We start from the raw sequence: 15977 nt of genomic DNA, 5'->3' as shown, positions 1-15977 counted from the left end.
ATTACCAACAATCTGATGCATCAGCCCCTGTGCTACCAGTATGTGTTATCGTTAATGTTCCACACTCATCTTCACTTTGTGCACCTGTTGATAAAGGTGCTGCGGATAAAGTAAATGTTGATGCTGTCGCAGCACCCGTTAATTCATAATATTCACTAAAGTCATCACTAACAATAAAGTCTGTAACCTCATCATCACTGGAAATTGCACCACTGTAATCTAGGTTCATGGAGTAATAACTTTCCATTAATTGTGATGCTTCTAATAATGTACGTATTGCTTCTTGTCTTCGAGTCTTTTCTAATACGCCTTTATAACTAGGATAGGCGATAGAGGCTAAAATGCCAACAATAGCGACAGCAATAAGTAATTCAATTAGCGTAAAACCTTTTGTTTTATTTTTATTCAATTTTCGCATGTTTTTTCTACTCTAAGGTGATGTAGTAGCTTTGTAAATAAGCAACTGAATTCCCCTTCCCCTGTGCTTTAACTGTCACACGATAAAAACGTTTGGTCAAATTACCAGTACCTACGGCAAGACCTCCCGTACCATCATCTTCAATTAAATATGAAGGCGTTTCAGAACCAGCAGAGATTAAACTGCTAATAGCAGTTGCACCACTCCAGTTATTGGAATTTTTCCACCAATTAGTACCAGTGTTAATATCAACAGCTAATGCTTGTAATGTTGGTGGATCAAGAAAGTTCTCTGACATGACACTATAGGCTGCAGATAAAGTTGACTCCGCTGAGTTTAAACTTAAAGTTTGATCATAATTAGCCGTGGTTGTTTTTCGTAAAGAGATAACCTGTTGACTCACTGCGATCCCCAAAATCGCGATTACTACGACCATCAATAACGAGGTAATTAACGCAGTACCGCACTGCTTTTTATATGTTTTTTGCATCTTATTACCCTCCTTGATTACCTATAATCACAGTTTCCATCACAACGCTTCTATAGTTGGTGTCGTTTGCAGCGCTAATAGTTTGATTGAAAATCGTGTAAGCATTAGCATTTGTTAATCCATGTGCAGATACGTCTTCAGAGATCAATAATCCCACCTTCACTCTATTAATATCGGTCCAATCCGAAACTTCTGAAGCAGTAAAATAGCGATAATCGTCCTCAGTGCCATACAACAACTCCATGAACTCGACATTTTCATCTAATAAAACAGGGTCATCATTATTATCTTGGCACATTAACTGATTACTTGTATTGACATATAAAAGCACTTCATTGTTGGTTGATTCATCTAAATCATCACCAACACAAGAAACAATTCCAGCTTCTGCTGCCCCTAAAAAACGTACCACTAAAATATCAGAATCAGCTTTTTCATCATCTATTTCACTCGAACTAGTCATCCCCTGAATAACTTGCCCATACTCCCAAGTTTCTCCAGCATTAGATGTACCAGAGCTAAATGTTGTCTCATTCTTTAATGCTGCTGAGTCTCTAAAGCCAGCTTGTTGTATGTACAGCCTTATTGTCTGAATAGCCATACGACTTTTCGTCACTAGCCCTTGAGTGCTTCTTGCTGATTCATAAGAGCGCATATCGCCCATCACTGAATAAAATAAACCAGCGAGGATGAATAGCGACACCAATAAGGCAATCATTAACTCAATTAAACTAAAACCAGCATTCGATTTTCTCATTGAACCCATACTGACATGCTCCCACATTGGTATGAATTTAATGCTGTTGTATCACAAACACCACTGCCAACACCGGTTTTAGCTGCATCCCAAATTAACATCAGGTTATAGAGATTTGCATCAGAAGAATCTACTTCGACAGAAAAACGTGGTGATGGTAAATTATTTTGTAAATGATCAAACCACTCAGCAAGCTCTTCAGTAGCAAATTCATCTTCATCACAACTATTTTCAGAGCAATCCTTGGTCGCCACAATATCAGCACCATCACTTAAATTACTAAAAACAAAACTACCAGCAAGATCTGAGTTAGCACGCATTCGTTGTGCTAAATCTAATAAAGCAGTATTAGCAGTTTGAGCAAAAAAACCTTGTTGAGCAACATTCATTGACTTAGCTTGCATTTTGGCATGTCCTAACACACCTATTGCAACAATAATTAATGCAATTAACACCTCAATTAATGTAAATCCTTTTTGAGCTTTCATCCCTAGCAGTCTCCTGATGCTTCTTCATATGTAATGCGCCCCATCCTACTTAATACCATTTTATACACCACCGCATTGTCAGTATTACTACAAATTTTGAATGTATTGGCTAGTGAATGCCCTGTAGGAGTAAACTTAACTTCTTTAATCTCGCTAGTTATTGCATCGGTTTTAGAACTAATATTGGCAATAATTGTATCATCTTCATCCAAATCGCCACTGCTATCATCGTCTTGATAAATTAACCAATCACTTCCCCAATCCGTTGTATCTGCACAACTTTCACCGTCATTACTACTGCATAGATAAACATTGACTCGTTCACTTTGGGCTTGTTGCTTAGCTGAATAAATTGCACTTACTAAAGAGTCTCGAGTCGTGCGCTCTTTGCTCGACTCAATAATGCTATTGAAAGAGGGAACCACAATACTGAGAAGAATCGCTGCAACAGCAATAGTAATAAGCATCTCGATTAACGTAAATCCTTGTTGATGCTCTTTTGAATTAATAAACAGGTTCATAACATCCTTTGTTATAATTATATGTTCTTTGAAGATGCTTTCTTAGATTACTCTTTATACAATGAATTTTATATAAAAAGAATATAGTTTTTACTCTAAAAGAATAGTAATAATGATAATGAGAGCAAATTCAAATTTAGAAGGTAATAAAGAGGTAATTTTTCTTATTAAAGTTGAGAAGTATATAAGGTGTATTAAAAATTCAATACACCTCTTAAGAGATAATCTGGAAGGCTGGCTAATCAACCTGCTTAATACGCAATTCCGCAGGGACTTCAAAAATTATATTTTCTTCTACACCTGGGTTTTCGATAGCGATATCACCGCCTAGTTTTTGCAACCTTTTAATCACAGCTTGAACTAACACATCAGGCGCAGAAGCACCGGCTGTCACACCCACAGAGTTAACTCCTTCAAACCACTCTTCCTGAATATCTGATTCATTGTCTATCAAATAAGCATTTGCACCTACGCTACATGCCTTTTCACGTAAACGATTTGAGTTTGACGAATTAGGAGAACCAACAACTAACACTAATTCCGCTTTATCTGCTAAATCTTTCACCGCATCTTGACGATTTTGTGTTGCATAACAAATGTCATTTTTACGCGGTCCTTCAATCTGTGGAAACTTCATTCTTAAAGCATCAATCACATGTGCCGTATCATCAACAGATAAGGTTGTTTGCGAGCTATAACATAAGCTTTCCGGATTTTTTACCGTTAATTTATCCACATCTTCCGTAGATTCAACTAAGTAAATGCCGCCCTCTTCGCTATTATATTGTCCCATTGTGCCAATCACTTCAGGATGACCTTGATGCCCGATCAAAATACACTCTTGGTTACGACGACTTGCACGTGTTACTTCCATATGTACTTTAGTCACCAGAGGGCAAGTGGCATCGAACACTTTTAATTCACGGCGTTTTGCTTCTTCACGTACACTTTGTGCCACACCATGCGCACTAAAAATAACGATATTATCATCTGGTACTTCATCAAGCTCTTCAACAAATACAGCACCACGAGACTTTAAATCATCTACTACATATTGATTGTGTACCACTTCATGGCGAACATAAACCGGTGCAGGGAAAATCTCTAGGGCGCGATCAACGATATTGATAGCACGATGCACACCGGCACAAAAACCACGTGGATTAGCTAAAATAATTTTCATAACAATCTCAATATAAAATAATGGGCAAATGAGGTTGATAAAAGTGTAACAACCTAGCTTATATTTGCTTTATAAAACTTCTAATACATCTACGTCAAAGGTAACGGTTTGACCTGCTAACGGATGGTTAAAATCAACTGTAACACTATCGGCTACAACTTCACGGATAATACCCGGTAATTCAGTTCCATCGGGTTGAGTGAAGCTAATAATAGTACCTATTTCAGCAGGAACATCTGCTGAGAACTTGCTTAATTCAATATAATGGAAATTATCTGGATTTGGTAAACCAAATGCCGACTCAGGAGCCAAAGTAAAACTTTCTGAGCTACCTTCAGTTAACCCTAGTAAACAAGCTTCAAATCCCTCAGTAAGGCTACCATCACCCATGACAAACTTAGCAGGTTTATTATCCACTTTAGTGCTATCTACTGCTGAACCATCACTTAATTTAATAGAAAAGTGCATCAACACCTCGCTATCTGCAGCAATTACTTTTTTTTCATTTGTCATTCTTTGCTTCTTCCTTTGCTTTTTCACGTTTCTCAGCCCAAAACAGAGAGTCGATAATAATCATTGCGGCACCGATAAAGATAGCAATATCAGCAACATTAAATACAGGCCAACGATAAAAGCCTAAATCAAAATCTAGGAAATCAACTACATAACCAAAGATTAAACGGTCAATTACATTACCAATAGCACCAGATAAGACTAAGGCATAAGCGCTATTCATCCAGCGATAATTGGCTTTAGTCGTTTTCAATAAATATATCAAATATCCAGAAACTGCAAAGGCAATCCCCGTAAATAAATATTTTTGCCAACCACCAGCATCACCTAAAAAGCTAAAGGCTGCGCCATAGTTACGCGCATAAGTAAAATTGAAAAAAGGCAGTACTTCGTAAGATTCATAAAGATCTAACATCTCGATTGTTAAATACTTAGTAAGTTGGTCAATGATTAACACAACCAAAGATAACCATAGAAATGCTAAACCTGTTGAAGATTTAACAGCTGAACCTGAAACATTGTTTGTCATAGTATTTCCTAAAAAAAACGCCTTAAATCATTTTCATAACTAAGGCGCTTGCTATCAGATTAATTTACAGCTTAACGAAGCTTAAGCGAATTGACGAGACTCACCTTCACCATCAACATTTGTGATACAACGACCACATAGTTCAGGATGCTCTTCACTTTGACCAACATCTTCGCGGTGATGCCAACAACGATCACACTTCGCAGCAGCACTTTTTTGTACTGTAACAGATAAGCCTGCCACTTCTGTAGCAACAGCATCTGCAGGAGCATCAGCTATAGGTTTCACTACAGCTTGTGAAGTAATTAATACAAAACGTAATTCATCATCTAATGTAGATAATAACGCATTGATTTCATCAGAAGCATACAGTGTCACTTCAGCTTCTAATCCGCCGCCAATAACCGCTTCTTTACGAGCCAGCTCTAATACCTTGTTTACTTCTGCACGAACTGAAATAAGTTGAGACCACTTATCGTTATCTAATACTTCATTATCAGATAAACCAAATAAGCCGTCGTACCATGTTTCAGTGAACACAAATTGATTACGTTCACCTGGTAAACGTCCCCAAATTTCATCTGCTGTAAAGCTTAGAATTGGTGCCATTAGACGTACTAAAGACTCAACAATATGGTAAAGCGCCGTTTGACAACTTAAATGAGCATTACTGCCAGTTTTCGCTGTGTATTGACGATCTTTAATAATATCTAAGTAAAAGCTACCTAAATCAATTGAACAGAAGTGCATTAGTTTTTGATAAACCACATGCATATTGTAGCTTTCGTAAGCTTCAATTACTTCGTGTTGCATCGTTAGTGTTTTAGCAACGATCCAACGGTCTAATGCCACCATTTCAGCGGCAGGCACTAAGTCAGTTTTTGGGTCAAAACCGTTTAAGTTCGCTAATAAAAAGCGAGACGTATTACGAATACGACGGTAACTATCGGCACTACGGTTTAAGATTTCATCAGAAACAGTAATTTCACCTGTATAATCTGTTGAAGCAACCCATAAACGCAAGATATCTGCACCTAGGTCATTCATCACCGTTTGTGGTGACATCACATTACCTAATGACTTAGACATTTTTTTGCCGTCGCCATCAACCACAAAGCCATGGGTTAACACCTCTTTATAAGGCGCAACACCATTAATCGCAGTACTAGTTAATAATGAAGATTGGAACCAACCACGGTGTTGGTCAGAACCCTCTAAGTACATATCAGCTTGCGCTTGTGTACCATCTTCTTTGGTAAACTCATCACGAACACCAACCACTGCGGCGTGTGTTGTACCAGAGTCAAACCAAACATCTAGGGTATCTGTTACTTTACGGAACTTTTCAGCTTCAAAACCTAATAAAGATTCTGGTTCTAAATCAAACCATGCTTGAATGCCTTCTTTCTCGATTTTTTGTGCAATCAGTTCCATCATTTCAACAGAGTTTTCATGCAACTCATCCGTCTCTTTATTAACAAATAAAGTGATTGGCACACCCCAAGTACGTTGACGCGAAACACACCAATCAGGACGACCTTCGATCATTTTCTCAATACGGCTTTGACCCCAACTTGGGATCCATTTAACTTCTTTAATCTCTTTTAACGCACTGTCACGCAAACCTTCTTGATTCATTGAGATGAACCATTGTGGCGTTGCACGGAAGATAATAGGCGTTTTGTGTCTCCAACAATGTGGGTAACTATGCTTAATGTTTACGTGATGAATTAGTGCATCGCGCTCTGTTAATACTGCTAAAACCGCATCATTTGCTTTAAAGACATGTAAGCCAGCAAAGAACTCAGTATCTTCACGGAACACACCGTTATCATTAACTGGGTTAGCAACTTCTAAATCATATTTTAAACCAGCAGAGTAATCGTCTTGACCGTGACCAGGTGCGGTATGTACACAACCAGTACCCGCATCGATAGTGACATGATCAGCCACAATAGCAGGCACCTGTAAGTCTAAGAATGGATGTTGGAATAATTGCTTTTCAAGCGCGGCACCGGTTGTAATCGCTAGCACTGTAAACTCTTCGATACCGTAACGAGCCATACAGTCAGCCACTAGGCCAGTTGCTAAGATTAAGCGACGTTGGCCTGCTTGTACTAATGAATATTCAACTTTCGCTGCTAACGCGATTGCACGGTTTGCAGGTAATGTCCAAGGTGTTGTTGTCCAGATAACTGGCGAGATAGTACCGTGTCCTAAGTCATCACCTTGTTTATCAAAACAAGCTAATACCGCATCGATATCAACTGCATTAAATGCAACATCGATAGCTGCTGATACTTTATCTTCATACTCAACTTCCGCTTCCGCTAGTGCAGAACCACAGTCAGTACACCAATGCACAGGTTTTGAACCTTTGTGCAGATGTTTATTTTTAATGATACTTGCTAATGCACGTACGATGTTTGCTTCCGTTTCGAAGTTCATGGTTAAGTAAGGCTTATCCCATTCACCTAGCACACCTAGACGTTTAAAGTCTTTACGTTGGCCATCAACTTGACGAGCAGCATATTCACGACACTTAACGCGGAATTCAGCAGGTGTTAACTTTTTACCTGGTTTACCGTGCTTCTGCTCTACTTTTAATTCAATTGGTAGACCATGACAATCCCAACCTGGTACGTAAGGTGCATCAAAATCAGATAATGTTTTAGACTTAATAATAATATCTTTTAAGATTTTATTAACCGAGTGACCAATATGAATGTCACCGTTTGCATAAGGAGGACCATCATGCAGAATGAATGTTTTCTTACCTTTTTTAGCCGTACGAATCTTGCCGTAAAGGTCTTCTTTATACCAATTCTTAAGCATATTTGGCTCGCGATTAGCTAAGTTAGCGCGCATCGGGAAGCCTGTTTTTGGTAAATTTAATGTACTTTTGTAATCACTCATCGGTTTTTATTCCATCTAACGATCTATTAATTAAGCAGATGCCATTCTCTAGCTTGCTGAATATCTTTATCAATTTGTATTTTTAAGTCTGCGAATGACTCAAAACGAGTTTCATCACGCAATTTATTCTCAAGTAACACTTCTAATTGGCGACCATATAAGTCACCTTCAAAATCAAATATATGCACTTCTAACTGTTGCCTTTCACCATTAACAGTTGGACGACAACCAATGTTTGCCACGCCAGAGTAAACCTTATTGTCTATGCCTAAAATTGACACAACAAAGACACCTGAAACAGGTGATACTCGACGTTTTAAAAACAAATTAGCCGTAGGAACGCCAATAGTTCGGCCTAGTTTTTTACCATGGCCAACACGCCCTGAAATGCTGTATTTTCTACCCAGCATTTGCTCCGCTTGTTGCAACTCACCTTTGGCTAATGCACTACGGATGCGTGTACTGCTTACGCGGCAGGTATCTTGCGATAGACTTTTAGTATCCACCACTTCAAAACCATATTTTTTGCCCGCTTCTTTAAGCAACGCAAAATCCCCTAAACGTTGATAACCAAAATGGAAATCATCGCCTATTACCAAAAATTTTACATTCAGCTTTTTAATCAATAGTTCTTCAATAAATTGATCGGCGCTTAGATTAGCAAATTGATGAGTAAAGGACACGCACAGTAGACGATCTAAATTTAATTTTTCAAGTTGAACAAACTTATCGCGTAAACGACTCAAACGACCAGGTGCATTTTTTCCTGCAAATAGTTCAGCAGGTTGAGGCTCAAAAGTCATCACCGTAGACGGGACTTGCAAACGCTCAGCTTCTTTTAGCAAACGCGATAAAACAGCACGGTGCCCAAGATGAATACCATCAAAGTTACCAATGCTTAACACACAACCTTTAGGTTGATGCTTTAAATTATGAATACCGCGTATTAATTCCATAAATAATGTCTTAATTGATTGCAAAACTAAGCGTTGAAAATATAAAAGAGCCGATTATATATTAAGGCAACAAAGTATTCAGCTTTCATTTTAACGATTTACCATTAAATCAGTTAACTGGCTTTAAAATGGTATAAACGTAAACCTAAAATAACATTGCTGATTAAATAGACTAAAGCACCACCAATAATTAATCCCACCAATTGTAGAACCGCATCAAATAAACTTAACTCTACCCACAGGCTTAGTGCAGGTGTTACATATAACAAAGCAGCCACCATCACAGCCCCCGAACAAACAATGCGAATTAACACACTAATACTGTGTGGTTGACGTTGGTATACGCCACTTTTATACAAACCAAACCATAATAAGCCGGCATTCAATGTTGCGGATAACGAAGTAGCAATCGCCAAACCAACATAACCAAATGGGATAGCAAAAATAACATTCAATAACATATTGCTTACCATAGCAATAACCCCAAACTTAACTGGAGTTCTAGTATCTTGGCGAGAGTAATAACCCGGCGCTAACACTTTTACCAACATGAAGCTTAATAAACCAGTGGCATAAGCGAACAAACTCATCGCAGACATACTCACATCTTGAATATCAAATTCACCGCGCATAAACAAAACGCGTAACATTGGCTCAGCCAAGATCATCAAGCCCAACATAGCAGGAACACCTAAAAAGCAAACACTGCGTATTCCCCAATCAAGGGTTTTAGCAAACGCTTCAGGGGACTTATTGACATGAGATGACGATAAACTAGGCAAAATAACGGTAGCGATAGCAATACCAAATAGCCCTAATGGAAACTCTAATAAACGATCTGAATAATATAACCAACTGATTGAGCCGGTTTGTAAGAAGCTAGCGATTAAGGTATCCAATAGCAGATTAATTTGGCTCACCGACACACCAAATAAAGCAGGAATCATCAAAGTGCGAATTTTTACCACGCCAGGATGGTGCCATTGCCAACTAGGTTTAACTAACAGCCCCTCTTTTTTAAGAAAAGGAATTTGGAATAGAAACTGCACTAGACCACCAATAAAAACACCTACTGCTAAACCAATTTCTGGTTCCGATAACTGTGGTGAAATATAGATAGCAGATCCGATGATCGCGATATTTAAAAAAACCGGTGTAAATGCTGCAACAGCAAATTTTCCTAAGGTATTTAAAATAGCACCGGATAGCGCCGTAAAAGTAATAAACCACAAATAAGGAAAAGTAATTTTAAGCATATCTGAGGCTAATTCAAACTTATACGCCTCAACGCCACCATGCCACCACTCTAAGAACCAACCAAAACCAAATAACGCAGTGATCACAGAGGAACCCAGTACCCCTAAAATAGTGATAATGGTGATGATCGTCCCTAAAGTACCGGATACTGCCGAAATGAGCTCTTTTACTTTGTCCCGCGACTGAGTTTTCTCATATTCGGTTAATACAGGAACAAAAGCTTGTGCAAAAGCACCTTCTGCAAATAAACGACGTAAAAAGTTAGGAATTTTATTAGCAAAGAAAAATAAATCTGCAGCGGCGCCAGCGCCCATTAAATTAGCAATAACAATATCGCGTACTAACCCTAAAACACGAGACACTAAGGTCATAGAACTTACGATCATGCCTGATTTTATTAACTTTTTACTCACACTGAATGTCCTAAAAACTAAGCCATCATAAGACTTAGAAAACTGAAAGATAATATTCGCAACCACAAAATACACGTTTTCATTAAATTTAATAGCAATAACAATGGATATATCAACGAAACAATCGACACTGGATTTGCATCTGTAATGGGTTGAGTATAAAATGCGCACAGTTTAACCATCCACCTGGTTTCTTACCAGTTATTTTATTGGTTAATAAAAAACCATTTGACAATATACGTGTTACAAGGCATATTCCACGACCTTTGATTATCCCTTGTTATACAGAATTTAGGAGTTAAGGTCTTGGCTAATATCAAGTCTGCTAAAAAACGTGCTTTATTATCTGAAAAAAGCCGTAAACATAATGCAAGCCGTCGTACAATGATGCGTACTTTCATCAAGAAAGTTGTTGTTGCAATCGAAGCTGCAAACAAAGAACTAGCTGCGGCTGAGTTCATTAAATTACAATCAGTTTTAGATGCTTACGCAACTAAAGGTCTGATCAGCAAAAACATGGCTGCTCGTAAGAAAAGCCGTCTTTCTGCTAAAATTAAAGCACTTTAATTCTTACTAAAGAATAAGTCTTTTATTTAGAATATTAAAAAACCGACCTAGCGTCGGTTTTTTTATATCCAAAATTTATCAAAGAGCGATATAGGTTAGTTTTAAATCCCCATACCTGATAACGCATTAATTAAGTCTTTCACAAACTTGCCAGCTATTGGATTTGTTTCTTCAAATTCAACTAACTGTTCTGTTATTTTTTTATCTTGGATTAATTTCGCTGGGTCGCGAGAAAGGATCGCTTGTTGTAACTGGTCATGGACTGTTTTTAATTCGCCTGCTGTACATTCATCTGCAATCACACCGTTAGCTAAAATATCGGTCAATTTTTCAAATTCACTCTGCACTTTTTTAATTGGCATATACACCTCACTTTTCATCGAAAATTAGATAATACCAATTACATTAAATAAGTGATCTAAATTTTGCGCAGGAAAAGTGACTCAGTTCAAGGCGTAATTTAATCCTTTCGACGATTAACTTGGTTAACAGTCTGTCGGAGAATTAACGGAAAGATGTTAATTCTTTAATAGTTGTTCTATTTACGAAAATTACAACGAAGAATAAGTTATTTTAACAAGTAAAGTAGATCAGTTAATTAGCGTAATTGATATAACGACTTTAACATCAGTCTATTGCTGGCTTTGTGATAAAGCGGTCAATAAAACGCGTAAACAATAAGTAACCTATCACAAATACAATACTCAGTCCGATTAATCCAACCTTAAACCAACTATATACTTGATAAGCTTGTAAAAACTCACTGGAAATGTAGATAGCAAATAGCCAATAAACAATACGTAATAGGTAGCCCCAAATAGGGTACCCCTTATCTGTTAACCATAACTTAGCCATCTATCTTCCTTTGAAATCAAAACCAATTATATTAAGTAAGAGAACTAGTTTTACCTAGAAAAAATGGCTTAGTTTAAGGCGTAATTTGAAGTAAAGGGTTACTTTCTTTACGAAGATTACAACGAAAAATAAGTTATTTTAACAAGTAAAATAGATCCGTTAATGAATATGATTGATGTAACTGGTTACGAATTATCGATACTAAAGCTTAAGACATCATTAATATGATCTTGTTCAGTCGCCAACATTAATAATCTATCTAAACCTAAGGCAACGCCAGCACAATCGGGTAAATGATCTAAGCAATCCACAAACTTTTTATCGATCGGCATTTCATCTAATCCCATCTTGGCTCTTAATTTATTATCCGCTTCAAAACGCTTCAATTGCTCAGCACTACTGTTCAACTCATAAAACCCATTCGCTAGCTCAATACTTTTATAGTAAACCTCAAAACGATCTGCCACGCGCGAATCCTGAGTATTGATCCGTGCTAAGGCCGCTTGAGAAGCTGGGAAGTCATAAACAAAACAAGGGGATACTTGGCCAATCTTAGGTTCGATAGCGATACAAAAAAGTAACTGTAAAATGGTATCTTTATCATCTTCATTGTCTAAAACATCACCTAATTCAAGGTGCGCGCCAGCCGATTTAAGTTGCTCATTGGAAACACTTAAAGGGTCTACTTGTAAATGTGTTAAAAAAGCCTCTTGATAAGTACATCGCGTCGGTTCTGCACAGTGCAAAATAGCCATTAATAACTGCGTCATTTCATCCATTAATTGATGATGGTTAAAACCAACACGATACCACTCTAATAAAGAGAACTCAGGGTTATGGTAGCGTCCAGACTCTTCGTTACGATACACTTTGGAGACTTGATAAATAGATCCGCTACCAGCCGCTAACAGCCTTTTCATATGAAATTCGGGAGAGGTTTGTAAATATAAAGGAACAGCCCCATCCACCAGTGGTTTATCGCTAATATTACGCCCTACAAATTGTGTTTTAAAACAGTGTAAGTGAACATCAGTGACAGCCGCTTGGCTAAGTGAAGGCGTTTCTACTTCTAACACTTGTAAGCGACTAAAAAAATCTCTAATCGTGTTTAACATCTTAGCTCGTGCAGTAAGCTGAGCTAGTGAAGCATTGGGTAACCAGTTCATTATATCTCCTTTAAGAAGCGCTATTTTACCTAAGCTTTAATACCAATCATACTAATTAACTGCTCTATTTTGCCTACGTAAAATTTACAATACTTATTTAATATAATGGGCATCGTTTTTCGGAAATCATTAAAAGCAGAAAGCGGATACAAAAAAACCAGCGCTTGGCTGGTTTTATTAAACTCAATCATGGATTAAGCTTTATTTTTTAACACGACCTACATATTCACCAGTACGCGTATCAACTTTAATGATTTCGCCAATTTGGATGAATAATGGAACACGTACAACAGCACCTGTTGATAAGGTTGCTGGTTTACCACCAGTACCTGCAGTGTCGCCTTTTAGACCAGGGTCTGTTTCAGTCACTTCTAACTCAACAAAGTTAGGTGGCATAACCGCGATAGGTGCATCATTCCAAGTAGTGATAGTACAAATGTTTTGTTCTACTAACCACTTGTCCATATCACCGACTGCGTTTGCATCAGCAGCGATTTGTTCGAAAGTATTGTTATCCATAAAGTGGAAAAACTCACCATCGTTGTACAAGTAAGCTAAATCAAAATCCATTACATCAGCAGATTCTACTGTTTCATTTGATTTAAATGTTTTATCAACCACTTTACCTGAGATAAGCTTACGGTATTTAACACGACTAAATGCCTGACCTTTACCCGGTTTAACATATTCATTTTCCATGATCACACATGGTTCATTATCGAGCATGAATTTTAGCCCGCCTTTAAAATCACTGGTACTATATGTCGCCATTACAACCTCTATAACTGAACTGATAAAAAATGCTTAAAATAATTGACGTGAATAATACCGCTGACTTGCCAACATGGCAAAAGGAACTCGCTAATGCGGTCAAAAATCCACAACAACTGTTACAAATATTAGAAATTGAGCAAGAAACGACACGAATAAGTGAGCTTGCTAAGAAACAATTCCCTATGTTGGTACCTATGCCTTTCGTCAATAAGATGAAAAAAGGCGATATTAACGATCCTTTATTAAAGCAAGTATTGCCTATTCATGATGAAGAATTACACATACCTGGTTATAGCACAGACCCTTTAGTTGAACAAAACAACCAGCACAAAGGATTACTGCACAAATATAAAAGCCGAGTGTTAATTATTTTAAAAAGCGGTTGTGCAGTGAATTGTCGTTACTGTTTTAGACGCCACTTTCCCTATGCAGATAACAGTGTCAATAAATCACAGCTCACTAATATCGTCAGCTATATCCAAGCACACCCACAGGTTAATGAAGTTATTTTAAGTGGCGGTGATCCATTAATGACCAAAGACAAACAACTTGCAGAGTTACTTGATCAGCTAGAAGCATTGCCGCAATTAACACGTTTACGCATTCATACACGTTTACCAGTTGTGATCCCTTCACGTATTACCGATACACTCACTACGCGATTACAACAGAGCCGCCTGAAAATAGTCATGGTGTTGCATATCAATCACGCACAGGAAATTGATAAACCTTTTGCAGAGGCGATGCAACGCTGTCATCAGGCAGGCATTCAACTGCTTAACCAAAGTGTATTACTTAAAGACGTTAACGATGATGTCACAACCTTAGTTGCGCTTAGTGAAGCTTTATTCTCAGTGAATATATTACCTTATTACCTATTCTTATTAGATAAAGTACAAGGAGCTGCACACTTCGATTTAAATGAACAAAAAGCACAACAACTGCATAAACAGATGCAAGCCGAACTACCTGGTTACTTAGTGCCTAGATTAAGCAGAGAAATCGCAGGTGAACAAAGTAAAACGCTAATACATTCGTTATAATAACCATTATTTTAATAATTGAATTGCACAGGAGAAAATAATGAGCAAAGAAAGCGTGCAAGCACAGCTTCAAGAAAACATTAAGATTATTTACCACAGAGCTGTGGATGCAGACCAAGCGTTAACTGAATTGCGCAAACAAAAAAATGCAACTTTTGCACATATTTTTACAGAAGACACACCATTTAAACAGCATGCGAATACCTTCTTACCTTATGTAGAAGAGCTAGCAGCAGATTTACAGGCAATGGAAGTAGAAGATGATGAGCAATATAAAATGCAATTACCTGCATTAGTGGTAAAAATTGAATTGTTATTTAAAACCTTAAATGCTTTCAAAGAGAAACTGAAATCTAAATAACCTTGATTTTAAAAATGCTAGCGCCGCAGAGTAGAAGGAGATTAAAGATCTCCGAATCAAGGTAATTTATAGCACAATGTCATTAAACAAATTATCTAAATTTTGCGCAAGAAAGTGACTTAGTTCAAGGCGTAATTTAATCCTTTCGACTATTAATTTTGTTAATAGTCGATCGGGGAATCAACAGAAAAGCCTTACTTCTTTAATAGTGATTCTATTTGCGAAAATTACAATGAGGTAATAAGTTATTTTAACAAGTAAAATAGATCAGTTAACTAGTGTGGAGGGTATTACAAGAAGGTTACTTCTGAAAGCACTTGTATAACGCTGTTGGGTCTATAAATCACTCTGCATAGCCGTTTTTTTTACATTAAAGGTACTCTTAAAATGCAATCATAAAGCAATTTAAAGCTTTGTTATAATTGGTATTTACCACTTTTTTAATGCATCCATAATAGCAAGGTAATTCTCATATCTGGTGCTAACAATCTACACATTAAACACAAAATTTTGTACGCCCTCAGACATATTATACCAATTACATTAAATAAGTGATCTAAATTTTGCATAGGAAAAATGACTTAGTTCAAGGCGTACTTTGAGCCTTTCGACGATTAACTTCGTTAATAGTCTATCGGAGAATTAACGAAAAGAGGTTAATTCTTTAATAGTTGTTCTATTTACAAAAATTACAACGAAGAAATAAGTTATTTTAACAAGTAAAATAGATCAGTTACTTAGTGTGATTAGTATTAAATTTAACTGCCATA

General features: G+C 37.3%; 18 protein-coding genes. 3 read left to right on the top strand and 15 right to left on the bottom strand.

Translation table 11 applies throughout. The annotated features are described in order from the left end of the window. Window position 1: 1 nt before the first annotated feature. The 11 genes from AC0L3W_RS15885 to murJ all read right to left on the bottom strand — a co-directional run bounded on the left by AC0L3W_RS15885 (window position 2) and on the right by murJ (window position 10441). The gene (locus tag AC0L3W_RS15885; RefSeq protein WP_290038866.1) at window positions 2-418 is read right to left on the bottom strand and encodes a type IV pilin protein; all 417 of its coding nucleotides are present in this window, start codon (window positions 416-418) and stop codon (window positions 2-4) included. A gap of 7 nt (window positions 419-425) precedes the next feature. Continuing rightward, a complete protein-coding gene (locus tag AC0L3W_RS15880) occupies window positions 426-908 on the bottom strand; it encodes a pilus assembly PilX family protein (RefSeq protein WP_290038865.1) in 483 nt (160 codons plus the stop codon). A 4-nt stretch (window positions 909-912) separates the two neighbouring features. Beyond that, on the bottom strand, window positions 913-1674 hold the full coding sequence (locus AC0L3W_RS15875; RefSeq protein WP_290038864.1) for a PilW family protein: 762 nt from the start codon (window positions 1672-1674) through the stop codon (window positions 913-915). Continuing rightward, window positions 1662-2153, bottom strand: coding sequence for a type IV pilus modification protein PilV (pilV, locus tag AC0L3W_RS15870; protein ID WP_409440072.1), 492 nt, complete (start codon window positions 2151-2153; stop codon window positions 1662-1664). The genes AC0L3W_RS15875 and pilV overlap by 13 nt, the downstream gene beginning before the upstream one ends. Window positions 2154-2155: 2 nt before the next feature. Beyond that, window positions 2156-2674 carry a GspH/FimT family pseudopilin gene (locus AC0L3W_RS15865; RefSeq protein WP_290038862.1) on the bottom strand — a complete coding sequence of 173 codons (519 nt, stop codon included), beginning with the start codon at window positions 2672-2674 and terminating at the stop codon, window positions 2156-2158. Window positions 2675-2912: 238 nt separating this feature from the next. Then, window positions 2913-3857 (bottom strand): 4-hydroxy-3-methylbut-2-enyl diphosphate reductase, encoded by a 945-nt coding sequence (gene ispH / locus AC0L3W_RS15860; protein ID WP_409440073.1) that lies wholly within the window; start codon window positions 3855-3857, stop codon window positions 2913-2915. Window positions 3858-3926: 69 nt separating this feature from the next. Then, entirely contained in the window at window positions 3927-4370 is a 444-nt protein-coding gene (gene fkpB / locus AC0L3W_RS15855; RefSeq protein ID WP_409440074.1) for an FKBP-type peptidyl-prolyl cis-trans isomerase, read from the bottom strand. Continuing rightward, entirely contained in the window at window positions 4360-4899 is a 540-nt protein-coding gene (gene lspA, locus AC0L3W_RS15850; protein WP_290038859.1) for a signal peptidase II, read from the bottom strand. Before lspA ends, fkpB begins: the two co-directional genes overlap by 11 nt. Window positions 4900-4980: 81 nt before the next feature. Then, window positions 4981-7815, bottom strand: a complete 2835-nt coding sequence (gene ileS, locus AC0L3W_RS15845) for an isoleucine--tRNA ligase (protein ID WP_409440075.1) — start codon at window positions 7813-7815, stop codon at window positions 4981-4983. Between the two features lie 26 nt (window positions 7816-7841). Then, on the bottom strand, window positions 7842-8771 hold the full coding sequence (ribF, locus tag AC0L3W_RS15840) for a bifunctional riboflavin kinase/FAD synthetase (RefSeq protein ID WP_290038857.1): 930 nt from the start codon (window positions 8769-8771) through the stop codon (window positions 7842-7844). A 113-nt stretch (window positions 8772-8884) separates the two neighbouring features. Then, on the bottom strand, window positions 8885-10441 hold the full coding sequence (murJ, locus tag AC0L3W_RS15835) for a murein biosynthesis integral membrane protein MurJ (protein WP_409440076.1): 1557 nt from the start codon (window positions 10439-10441) through the stop codon (window positions 8885-8887). A gap of 306 nt (window positions 10442-10747) precedes the next feature. Here murJ and rpsT point away from each other — a divergent pair, with 306 nt between their 5' ends. Beyond that, complete coding sequence (gene rpsT, locus AC0L3W_RS15830; RefSeq protein WP_113818573.1) at window positions 10748-11008, top strand: 30S ribosomal protein S20; 261 nt, start codon at window positions 10748-10750, stop codon at window positions 11006-11008. A 101-nt stretch (window positions 11009-11109) separates the two neighbouring features. On the opposite strand, the gene AC0L3W_RS15825 is transcribed toward rpsT, so the two are convergent. The 4 genes from AC0L3W_RS15825 to efp form a co-directional block, all read right to left on the bottom strand. Beyond that, complete coding sequence (locus tag AC0L3W_RS15825) at window positions 11110-11370, bottom strand: DUF4404 family protein (RefSeq protein WP_290038855.1); 261 nt, start codon at window positions 11368-11370, stop codon at window positions 11110-11112. Between the two features lie 265 nt (window positions 11371-11635). Next, entirely contained in the window at window positions 11636-11863 is a 228-nt protein-coding gene (locus tag AC0L3W_RS15820; RefSeq protein ID WP_290038854.1) for a hypothetical protein, read from the bottom strand. A gap of 185 nt (window positions 11864-12048) precedes the next feature. Further along, window positions 12049-13029: an elongation factor P--(R)-beta-lysine ligase gene (gene epmA / locus AC0L3W_RS15815; protein WP_409440077.1), complete on the bottom strand. Its 981-nt coding sequence runs from the start codon at window positions 13027-13029 to the stop codon at window positions 12049-12051. Between the two features lie 201 nt (window positions 13030-13230). Continuing rightward, the gene (gene efp / locus AC0L3W_RS15810) at window positions 13231-13800 is read right to left on the bottom strand and encodes an elongation factor P (protein ID WP_113818581.1); all 570 of its coding nucleotides are present in this window, start codon (window positions 13798-13800) and stop codon (window positions 13231-13233) included. A gap of 29 nt (window positions 13801-13829) precedes the next feature. Here efp and epmB point away from each other — a divergent pair, with 29 nt between their 5' ends. Together epmB and AC0L3W_RS15800 are read left to right on the top strand one after the other, a co-directional pair. After that, entirely contained in the window at window positions 13830-14846 is a 1017-nt protein-coding gene (gene epmB, locus AC0L3W_RS15805) for an EF-P beta-lysylation protein EpmB (RefSeq protein WP_409440078.1), read from the top strand. A 40-nt stretch (window positions 14847-14886) separates the two neighbouring features. Next, window positions 14887-15207 carry a hypothetical protein gene (locus AC0L3W_RS15800; RefSeq protein ID WP_409440079.1) on the top strand — a complete coding sequence of 107 codons (321 nt, stop codon included), beginning with the start codon at window positions 14887-14889 and terminating at the stop codon, window positions 15205-15207. Window positions 15208-15977: the final 770 nt, after the last annotated feature.

This window comes from Psychromonas sp. KJ10-5, assembly GCF_055808325.1.
The sequence above is the reverse complement of the archived record's forward strand: the minus strand, read 5'-3'. Positions and strand labels throughout refer to the sequence as shown.

Excerpts from the sequence above, each read along its gene's own strand:
- AC0L3W_RS15885 (WP_290038866.1), bottom strand. The coding sequence starts at position 418 with ATGCGAAAATTGAATAAAAATAAAACAAAAGGTTTTACGCTAATTGAA.
- AC0L3W_RS15880 (WP_290038865.1), bottom strand. The coding sequence starts at position 908 with ATGCAAAAAACATATAAAAAGCAGTGCGGTACTGCGTTAATTACCTCG.
- AC0L3W_RS15875 (WP_290038864.1), bottom strand. The coding sequence starts at position 1,674 with ATGGGTTCAATGAGAAAATCGAATGCTGGTTTTAGTTTAATTGAGTTA.
- pilV (WP_409440072.1), bottom strand. The coding sequence starts at position 2,153 with ATGAAAGCTCAAAAAGGATTTACATTAATTGAGGTGTTAATTGCATTA.
- AC0L3W_RS15865 (WP_290038862.1), bottom strand. The coding sequence starts at position 2,674 with ATGAACCTGTTTATTAATTCAAAAGAGCATCAACAAGGATTTACGTTA.
- ispH (WP_409440073.1), bottom strand. The coding sequence starts at position 3,857 with ATGAAAATTATTTTAGCTAATCCACGTGGTTTTTGTGCCGGTGTGCAT.
- fkpB (WP_409440074.1), bottom strand. The coding sequence starts at position 4,370 with ATGACAAATGAAAAAAAAGTAATTGCTGCAGATAGCGAGGTGTTGATG.
- lspA (WP_290038859.1), bottom strand. The coding sequence starts at position 4,899 with ATGACAAACAATGTTTCAGGTTCAGCTGTTAAATCTTCAACAGGTTTA.
- ileS (WP_409440075.1), bottom strand. The coding sequence starts at position 7,815 with ATGAGTGATTACAAAAGTACATTAAATTTACCAAAAACAGGCTTCCCG.
- ribF (WP_290038857.1), bottom strand. The coding sequence starts at position 8,771 with ATGGAATTAATACGCGGTATTCATAATTTAAAGCATCAACCTAAAGGT.
- AC0L3W_RS15825 (WP_290038855.1), bottom strand. The coding sequence starts at position 11,370 with ATGCCAATTAAAAAAGTGCAGAGTGAATTTGAAAAATTGACCGATATT.
- AC0L3W_RS15820 (WP_290038854.1), bottom strand. The coding sequence starts at position 11,863 with ATGGCTAAGTTATGGTTAACAGATAAGGGGTACCCTATTTGGGGCTAC.
- epmA (WP_409440077.1), bottom strand. The coding sequence starts at position 13,029 with ATGAACTGGTTACCCAATGCTTCACTAGCTCAGCTTACTGCACGAGCT.
- efp (WP_113818581.1), bottom strand. The coding sequence starts at position 13,800 with ATGGCGACATATAGTACCAGTGATTTTAAAGGCGGGCTAAAATTCATG.
- epmB (WP_409440078.1), top strand. The coding sequence starts at position 13,830 with ATGCTTAAAATAATTGACGTGAATAATACCGCTGACTTGCCAACATGG.
- AC0L3W_RS15800 (WP_409440079.1), top strand. The coding sequence starts at position 14,887 with ATGAGCAAAGAAAGCGTGCAAGCACAGCTTCAAGAAAACATTAAGATT.